7 protein-coding genes are annotated in these 9,190 nt (G+C 68.2%); all 7 read left to right on the forward strand.

The genetic code is table 11. From position 1 onward, the window contains the following. The first annotated feature begins 38 nt into the window (after positions 1–38). Positions 39–2,156: a 3-hydroxyacyl-CoA dehydrogenase NAD-binding domain-containing protein gene (locus OX89_RS11470; protein ID WP_047350711.1), complete on the forward strand. Its 2,118-nt coding sequence runs from the start codon at positions 39–41 to the stop codon at positions 2,154–2,156. Between the two features lie 142 nt (positions 2,157–2,298). Then, positions 2,299–3,498 carry an acetyl-CoA C-acyltransferase gene (locus tag OX89_RS11475; RefSeq protein ID WP_011806829.1) on the forward strand — a complete coding sequence of 400 codons (1,200 nt, stop codon included), beginning with the start codon at positions 2,299–2,301 and terminating at the stop codon, positions 3,496–3,498. Positions 3,499–3,508: 10 nt separating this feature from the next. Next, positions 3,509–4,720, forward strand: a complete 1,212-nt coding sequence (locus tag OX89_RS11480) for an acyl-CoA dehydrogenase family protein (RefSeq protein WP_011806828.1) — start codon at positions 3,509–3,511, stop codon at positions 4,718–4,720. A gap of 25 nt (positions 4,721–4,745) precedes the next feature. Further along, entirely contained in the window at positions 4,746–5,876 is a 1,131-nt protein-coding gene (locus OX89_RS11485) for an acyl-CoA dehydrogenase family protein (protein WP_047350712.1), read from the forward strand. Between the two features lie 109 nt (positions 5,877–5,985). After that, positions 5,986–6,816, forward strand: a complete 831-nt coding sequence (locus OX89_RS11490; RefSeq protein ID WP_047350713.1) for an oxepin-CoA hydrolase, alternative type — start codon at positions 5,986–5,988, stop codon at positions 6,814–6,816. Between the two features lie 35 nt (positions 6,817–6,851). Further along, positions 6,852–8,087 carry a CaiB/BaiF CoA-transferase family protein gene (locus tag OX89_RS11495; RefSeq protein ID WP_047350714.1) on the forward strand — a complete coding sequence of 412 codons (1,236 nt, stop codon included), beginning with the start codon at positions 6,852–6,854 and terminating at the stop codon, positions 8,085–8,087. A 70-nt stretch (positions 8,088–8,157) separates the two neighbouring features. Then, positions 8,158–9,153: a tripartite tricarboxylate transporter substrate binding protein gene (locus tag OX89_RS11500; protein ID WP_011806824.1), complete on the forward strand. Its 996-nt coding sequence runs from the start codon at positions 8,158–8,160 to the stop codon at positions 9,151–9,153. The last annotated feature ends 37 nt before the right edge of the window (positions 9,154–9,190 follow it).

Raw genomic sequence — 9,190 nt, forward strand, 5'->3', positions numbered from 1 at the left:
ATGCGACTTTTCCGTTACGAGACACCGGAGACGTACGCATGAGCCCTGCCGCCCAGGCCCCTGAAGTCCAGACCCGCCGCGAAGGCGCGGTGCTGGTGGTCAGCATCAACAACCCGCCCGTCAATGCCCTGGGGCAGGCGGTGCGCGCCGGCTTGCTGGCCGCGGTGGAGCAGGCCGAGGGCGATGCCGCCGTGCGCGCCCTGCTGATCGTGGGCGAGGGCAAGGCCTTCATCGCCGGTGCCGACATCCGCGAGTTCGGCAAGCCCCCGGTGCCGCCGTCGCTGCCCGAGGTGTGCAACCGCCTGGAGTCCTGCGGCAAGCTGGTGGTCGCCGCCATCCACGGCGCCGCGCTGGGCGGCGGGCTGGAAGTGGCGCTGTCCGCGCACTACCGCCTGGCCTTGCCCGCGGCCAGCCTGGGCCTGCCCGAGGTGAACCTGGGCTTGCTGCCCGGCGCCGGCGGCACCCAGCGCGCGCCGCGCCTGATGGGCGTGAAGGCGGCAGCCGAGCTGATGCTCAGCGGCAAGCATTTGAGCGCCAAGGCCGCCGCCGCGGCGGGCCTGGTGGACCGACTGGTCGAAGGCACCGACCCCGTGGCCGCCGGCCTGGCCTACGCCAACGAGCTGCTGGCCCAGGGCGCGCAGCCGCGCCGCACGCGGGACCTGAAGATTGCCGACCAGGCCGCCGCGCTGGCCGAGCTGGACGCGCTGGCGCTTGAGACCGCCAAGAAGACCCGCGGCCTGTTCTCGCCCGGCAAGATCGTGGAATGCGTGCGCGCCGCTGTGGAGCTGCCGTTCGACGAGGGCATCGCCAAGGAGCGCGCGCTGTTCGTCGAATGCCTGAACAGCCCGCAGCGCCAGGGCCTGGTGCACGCGTTCTTCGCCGAGCGCGAGACCGCCAAGATCCCCGAGGCGCAGGCCGCCGCGCCGCGCCACTTTGCCAAGATCGCCATCATCGGCGGCGGCACCATGGGCGCAGGCATCACCGTGGCCGCGCTGGACGCCGGCCTCACCGTGACCATGATCGAGCGCGACGCCGAATCCATCGCGCGCGGCCAGAAGAACGTCGAGAAGGTCTACGACGGCCTGATCGCCAAGGGCCGCATGACCGCGGAAGGCAAGGCCGCCATCCTGGCGCGCTATACGCCCAGCACCCGCTACGACGACATCGCCGATGTGGACCTGGTGATCGAGGCCGTGTTCGAGGACCTGGAGGTCAAGAAGGCCGTGTTCAAGGAGCTGGACCGCGTCTGCAAGCCGGGCGCGGTGCTGGCCACCAACACCTCGTACCTGGACATCGACGCGATTGCCGCCGCCACCTCGCGCCCGCAGGATGTGATCGGCCTGCATTTCTTCAGCCCGGCGAACATCATGAAGCTGCTGGAGATCGTGGTGCCCGCCAAGGTGGCGCCCGACGTGGTGACCACCGCCTTCGCGCTGGCCAAGAAGATGAAGAAGGTGCCCGTGCGCGCCGGCGTGTGCGACGGCTTCATCGGCAACCGCATCCTGGCCGTGTACAAGCAGGCGGCTGACTACCTGATGGAAGACGGCGCCAGCCCCTACGAGATCGACGAGGCCGTGCGCGGCTTCGGCTTTGCGATGGGCCCGTTCCAGGTGACCGACCTGGCCGGTGGCGACATCGGCTGGGCCACGCGCAAGCGGCGCGCCGCCACGCGCGACCCTCAGGCCCGCTACGTCGAGGTGGCCGACCGCGTCTGCGAGCGCGGCTGGTTCGGCCAGAAGACCGGCCGGGGCTTTTACCTCTACCCGCAGGGCGCCCGCGTGGGCCAGCCCGACCCCGAGGTGCTGGCCATCGTGGACGCCGAGCGCGCCAAGAAGGGCATCACGCCGCGCCCATTCACGGCCGACGAGATCATGCGCCGCTACATGGCTGCCATGGTCAACGAAGGCGCCAAGGTGGTGCAAGAGGGCATTGCCCTGCGCCCGCTGGATGTGGACGTGACCTTCCTGTCCGGCTACGGTTTTCCGCGCTGGCGCGGCGGCCCGATGAAGTGGGCCGACATGACGGGCCTGGACAAGGTGCTGGCCGACATCCGCGCCTTCGCTAAGGAAGACCCGCTGTTCTGGAAGCCCGCGCCGCTGCTGGAACAGCTGGTGGCCGAGGGCCGCAACTTCGACAGCCTGAACAAGGCAGCTTGATTCTCTGGCCGATTATCAAAAACAGGAGCTGCCAGCGCTTGTATTTCAATGATTTCAAAGGGTTTTCATGTTGAAAGCCCCGTGAATCAAGCGCTAGCAGCTATCAAAAACACAGCATCCCGAGACACCCAGGAGACCCGCCATGCGCGAAGCCGTCATCGTTTCCACCGCCCGCACGCCGCTCACCAAGTCGCACCGCGGCGAATTCAACCAAACCCCGGGCGCCCAGCTGGGGGCCTTCTCGGTGCAGGCCGCCGTGCAGCGCGCCGGCATCGACCCCGGCCTGATCGAAGACCTGGTCTGGGGCTGTGGCTACCCCGAGGGCACCACCGGCCGCAACATCGGCCGCCAGACTGCGCTGCGCGCCGGCCTGCCGGTGACGGTGGGCGGCACGGTGATCAACCGCTTCTGCTCCTCGGGCCTGCAGGCGATCGCCGTGGCCGCAGGCCGCATCGTGCTGGAGGGCGTGCCGGCCATGGTCGCCGGCGGCGTGGAGAGCATCTCGCTCATGAACCCCGCCGGCCGCAGCGGCGCCTCGCACCTGGACCCCTGGTTGGTGGAGCACAAGCCCGCGCTGTTCATGGAGATGATCGACACCGCCGACGTGGTGGCCCAGCGCTATGGCATCACGCGCGAGGACCAGGACGCGTTTTCGCTGCAGAGCCAGCAGCGCACGGCGGCCGCGCAGGCCAGTGGCGTGTTCGACAACGAGATCGTGCCCTGCGCCACCACCATGGCCGAGAAGAACAAGGAAACCGGCGAGGTGACCTACCGCGAGGTGGTCGCCACCATGGACAACTGCAACCGCCCCGGCACCACGCTGGAGGGCCTGGCCAAGCTGGAGCCCGTGAAGGGCGCGGGCAAGTTCGTCACGGCGGGCAATGCCTCGCAGTTGTCAGACGGCTCGGCCGCCTGCGTGATGATGGAAGCGAAAGAGGCCGAGCGCCGCGGCCTGCAGGCCCTGGGCGCGTTCCGCGGCTTTGCTGTGGCGGGCTGCGAGCCCGACGAAATGGGCATTGGCCCCGTGTTTGCCGTGCCCCGCCTGCTGGAGCGTGCGGGCCTGAAGGTCGAAGACATCGCCCTGTGGGAGCTGAACGAGGCCTTTGCCTCGCAGGCCCTGTACTGCCAGCGGCAGCTCGGCATTCCCATGGAGCGGCTGAACGTCAACGGCGGCGCGATTTCCATCGGCCACCCGTTCGGTATGACGGGCGCGCGGCTGGCCGGCCACGTCTTGCTGGAAGGCCAGCGCCGCAAGGCCAAGGACCCGTCCGTGAAATGGGCCGTGGTGACCATGTGCATCGGCGGCGGCCAGGGCGCGGCCGGGCTGTTTGAAATTTTCTGAAGAGACTCCCATGGATCTGCAATTCACCCCCGAGGAGCAGGCATTTCGCGACGAAGTGCGTGCGTTCCTGAAAGACAAGCTGCCCGCGCGCATCGCCGCCAAGGTCAAGGCCGGCCAGCGCCTGACCAAGGAAGACCAGGAGGAATGGCACGCCATCCTCAACGAGCGCGGCTGGCTGGCCAACCACTGGCCCCAGGAGCACGGCGGCCCCGGCTGGGGCGCGGTGCAGAAGTTCATCTTCGACACCGAATGCGCGCTGGCCGGCGGCCCGCGCATCGTGCCGTTTGGCGTGAACATGCTCGGCCCGGTGCTGATCAAGTACGGCAACGAGCAGCAAAAGAAGTACTGGCTGCCCCGCATCCTGAACGGCGATGACTGGTGGTGCCAGGGCTATTCGGAGCCTGGCGCGGGCTCGGATCTGGCCTCGGTCAAGACCACGGCAGTGCGAGTCACTGACGAAACAGGCGACCACTACATCGTCAACGGGCAAAAGACCTGGACCACCCAGGGCCAACACGCCAACATGATCTTTTGCCTGGTGCGCACCAACAAGGAAGCCAAGGCGCAGGCCGGTATCAGCTTCCTGCTGGTGGACATGACGGCGCCCGGCGTGGAGCTGCGCCCCATCCGCACGCTGGACGGCGACAAGGAAGTCAACGAAGTCTTCTTCACCGATGTGAAGGTGCCCGTGGAAAACCTGGTCGGCGAAGAGAACAAGGGCTGGACCTACGCCAAGTACCTGCTGACCTATGAGCGCACCGGCATCGCCGGCGTGGGCTTTTGCATCTCGGCGCTGGCCAAGCTCAAGGTCATCGCCGCCAAGGTGCACAAGAACGGCAAGCCTTTGAGCCAGGACCCGCTGTTCGCCGCCCGCATGGCCCGCGTGGAGATCGACCTGGAAAACATGAAGACCACCAACCTGCGCGTGATCGCCGCCGTGGCCGGCGGCGGCGTGCCCGGTGCGGAAAGCTCCATGCTGAAGATCCGCGGCACCGAGATCCGACAGGAAATCCTGTCGCTGATCCGCCGCGCCATGGGGCCGTATGCCGTGCCCTACATCGACGAGGCCCAGTACGAGGGCTGGAACGAGGCGCCCGTGGGCGGCATCGACGAGGCCGCCACCGCCGCGGCCAGCTACTTCAACTACCGCAAGCTGTCGATCTTCGGCGGCTCCAACGAAATCCAGAAGAACATCATCTCCAAGATGATCCTGGGCCTGTGACCTGATCGCGCGGGAAGAAAAGCACATGAACTTCGCACACACCGAAGACCGCCGCATGCTGGCGGACACGCTCGGCCGCTTCGTCTCCGAGCAGTACGCCATCGAGGCGCGCAACCGCATCGCCTATGGCGACGAGGGCCACAGCCCGCAGCTGTATGCGCAGCTGGCCGAACTGGGCGCCATCGGCGCGTTGTTCCCCGAGTCCGAAGGCGGCTTTGGCGGCGCGGGCTTTGACATCAGCGTGGTGTTCGAGAGCCTGGGCCGCGGCCTGGTGGCCGAACCCCTGCTGGGCGCGCTGGTGGTGGGCCAGGCGCTGATTGCCGCGGGCAGCGACGCACAGAAGGCGCGGCTGGAAGACCTTGTGGCCGGCACCGCCATCGCCGCGCTGGCGCATGACGAGCCCGGCGGCCACTACGAGCTGAACCGCGTGACCACCACTGCCGCACGCACGGCCAGCGGCTGGGAGCTGAACGGCGCCAAGGGCGTGGTCGCCTTCGGCGAAAAGGCCGACCTGCTGCTGGTCTCGGCACGCACGGCCTGCGGGCCGCTGGACGAGGCGGGCATCAGCCTGTTTCTGGTCGATGGCAATGCGGCCGGCATCGCCAAGCGCGCCTACAACCGCTTCGAGGGCGGCCGTGCCGCCGAACTCACCTTCAACAATGTGCAATTGCCGGCCGATGCGCTGCTGGGCGCCGAGGGCGAGGGCCACGCCGTGCTGCAGCACATCGCGGGCTATGCGCTGCTGGCGCTGTCCGCCGAGTCGCTGGGCGCGATGGACGTGGCCAAGGACCAGACGCTGGAATACCTGCGCACGCGCAAGCAGTTCGGCGTGGCCATCGGCACCTTCCAGGCCCTGCAGCACCGCATGGCCGACCTGCTGCTGGAAGTCGAGCAGGCGCGCTCGGCCGTGATCAACGCCGCCGACGCCATCGACAACGCCCAGGGGGCCGCGCGCGACCGGGCGCTGTCCGCCGCCAAGTACACCGTGGGCTACGTGGGCACGCTGGTGGCCGAGGAGAGCATCCAGCTGCACGGCGGCATCGGCATGACCTGGGAGCTGCCCCTGGCGCACTACGCCAAGCGCCTGGTGATGATTGACCACCAGTTTGGCGACGAGGACCACCACCTGCAGCGCTTCATGGCCCTGGCGGCCTGAGGCGGGTCTCTGGAGCCCCTTCTTCGTTGGAAGAGGGGGTTAAGCATAAAAATAGCCACGAGCCATTGCGCATCAAGCGCGGATAGCTACAAAATAAATAGCATAGGAGATGCCCGTGACCGACAAAACCCTGGATGGCGCGCCAGACGGCGTCCTGCGCACCCGCCGCGAAGGCGCCGTGCTCGTGTTGTCCCACAACAATGTGGCGGCGCGCAATGCGTTGTCGCCCGCGTTCTATGCCGCCGTCACCCAGGCCCTGGTGGACGCCGTGGCAGACCCCGCCATCGGCGCCGTGGTGCTGACCGGCGAGGGCGGGCACTTCTGCGCAGGGGGCGATCTGCGCCAGCTGGCCAAGCGCCGCGAGCTGCCCATCGCGGAGCGCCGTGCCAAGCTGGAAGGCCTGCACGACCTGATCCGCGCCGTGCGCGACTGCCCCAAGCCCGTGATCGCAGCGGTGGAGGGCGCGGCCGCGGGCGCCGGCCTGTCGCTGGCGCTGGCCTGCGACATGCTGGTGGCGGCAAAGAATGCGGTGTTCTCCGTGGCCTACGTCAAGGTGGGCCTCACGCCCGACGGCGGCGCCACGGCTTTCCTGGCCGAGTTCGTCTCGCGCCAGGTGCTGACCGAGCTGTGCCTGACGGGTGAGCGCATCAGCGGCGAGCGCATGCACCAGCTTGGCCCGGTGAACCGGCTGTCCGAGCCCGGCCAGGCACTGGCCGATGCGGTGGCGCTGGCCGCGCAGGTGGCCAGCGGCCCCGCGTGGACCATGGCCCGCATCAAGGAGCTGTGCCGCGCCGCGCCGCGCACCACGCTGGAGCAGCAGCTGGAGCTGGAGGCGCAGTGCATGGTGCGTGCGCAGGAGACCGCCGAATCGCGCGAGGGCATCGGGGCCTTTCTGGAAAAGCGCGCACCCGACTACACGAAACTGCGCGGCGCGCACTGATTTTCGTATTGGCCGATATCCAAGGAGACAAGCCCATGGCATCCAACGCACCGACCCACGACATCGACTTTCCGCTCGACGGCGTGAGGGTGCTTGATCTTTCCCGCGTGTTCGCCGGGCCGCTGTGCGGCCAGGTACTGGCGGACCTGGGGGCCGAGGTCATCAAGGTGGAACACCCGGGCCGCGGCGACGATACCCGCGACTGGGGCATGCGCATCGGCAAGACCGAGACCACCTACTACAACAGCATGAACCGCAACAAGCGGTCCATCACCCTCGACCTGCAAAGCCCCGAGGGGCTGAAGATCGTCCACGAGCTGCTGCCGCAGTGCGACGTGGTGATCCACAACTTCAAGACCGGTGGCGCCGAGAAGCTGGGCCTGGGCTACGAGCAGCTCAAGGCCCTCAAGCCCGACCTCATCTACTGCGCCGTAGCCGGCTACGACACCAGCGGCCCCGAGGCCAAGCGCCCCGGCTACGACCTGGTGATCCAGGGCGAGACCGGCCTCATGGCGCTCAACGGCGAGGCGGGCACGCCGCCGCTGAAGTTCGGTGTCGCCGTGGTGGACCTGATGACCGGCATGTACGCCGGCCAGGCCGTGCTGGCGGCGCTGTTCCAGCGCAGCAGAACGGGGCGCGGGCGCCTGATCGAGATGGCGCTGTACGACTGCGGCCTCACCATCACCGGCTACTACGGCCTGGACGCGCTCAAGCTCGGGCACGACCCCGAGCGCTACGGCAACGCGCACCCGTCCATCGTGCCGTACGGCATGTACGAGTCCGCTGACGGCCCGCTGATCATTGCGGTGGGCAACAACGCGCAGTTCGACAAGTTCTGCCGCCAGGTGATCGAGCGGCCCGACATCGTCGAGGACCCGCGCTTCGCCACCAACGTGAACCGTGCCAAGCACCGGCTGGAGCTGGGTCCCATGCTCAAGGAGCTGATCGCCACCTTCCCGCGCGACCTGCTGCTGCAGCGCCTGACCGCGGCCGGCATCCCCTGCGGCAAGGTGGCAGGCCTGCACGAAGCGCTGACCAGCGAGCGCACGCGCCGCGGCCGCCTGGTGCAGGACATGCCGCACCCCGTCGAGGGCACCACGCCGGTGTTCGCGCCGCCGTACCGGCTGGACGGCCAGCGCCTACCGATCCGCAATGCCCCGCCCACGCTGGGAGAGGGCACGCGTGAGGTCTTGCACCGGCTGCTGGCGCTCAGCGATGAGCAGCTGCAGGCCTTGCAGGCGCAGGGTGTGCTCACGCTGCCGCCGCAGTGAGCTATCTAAAAGATAGCTGCCAGCGCTTGATGGGTCAGCGCTGGAACCATTTTTTATTCTAGGAGACGTCATGAAATTTTCTGCAATCACCCGCCGCACCGCACTGGCCCTGGCCGCCGCGCCCCTGCTCGCCAGTGTGGCCGGCGGCGCCATGGCGCAGGCCGCCTGGCCCGACAAGATGGTCAAGCTGATCGTCCCCTTCCCGGCGGGCGGCCCCACCGACACGGCCTCGCGCATCGTGGGCCAGAAGCTGGCCGACCGGCTCAAGCAGCCCGTGGTGGTGGAAAACCGCGCGGGGGCCTCCGGCTCGATCGCTGCCGCACAGGTTGCCAAGAGCCCGGCCGACGGCTACACGCTGATGATGCTGGCCACCCCCACGCTGCTGGCGCCGCACCTGTACAAGAAGGCGGGCTACGACACGGTGAAGGACTTCACCCCCGTGGCCATGGTGTACGACCTGCCCATCGTGGTCGTGGTGAACCCCACGCAGCTGCCCAACGTCACCGACCTGGGCTCGCTCATCCAGCATGCCAAGGCGCAGAAGGTGCCGATGAACTACACCAGCTCGGGCACGGGCAGCTTCGGCCACCTGAGCATGGAACTGCTCAAGCAGATGGGCGGCTTCGACATGCAGCACGTGCCCTACAAGGGCAGCGCCCCTGCCATCACCGACACCATCGGCGGCCAGGTGCCCGTGATGTACTCGGACCTCATCGCCGCACTGCCGCACATCCAGGCCGGCAAGCTGCGCGCCATCGCCGTGGGATCGCCCCAGCGCGTGGGCGTGGTGCCCGATGTGAAGACCATTGCCGAGCAAGGCTTCAAGGGCTACGAGGCCGTGTCCTGGGGCGGCTTGGTGGCGCCCTCGGGCACGCCCAAGGCCGTCGTGGACCGCGTGGCCCATGAGGTGCGCCAGATCCTGGCCGAGAAGGAAGTGCAGGACCGCCTGCTGGGCGCCGGGGCCATTGCCCATTTCATGGACCCCGCCCAGATGGGCCAGCGCGTGCAGCAGGACTACACCCGCTGGGGCCAGGTGATCCGCGACAAGGGCATCGCCAACGACTGAGTAACCGTCTTCGAAGTCAAGCGCAATGAAGCGACTT

The sequence above is a fragment of the Diaphorobacter sp. J5-51 genome, assembly GCF_001023515.1.
GTDB lineage: Bacteria > Pseudomonadota > Gammaproteobacteria > Burkholderiales > Burkholderiaceae_C > Diaphorobacter > Diaphorobacter nitroreducens.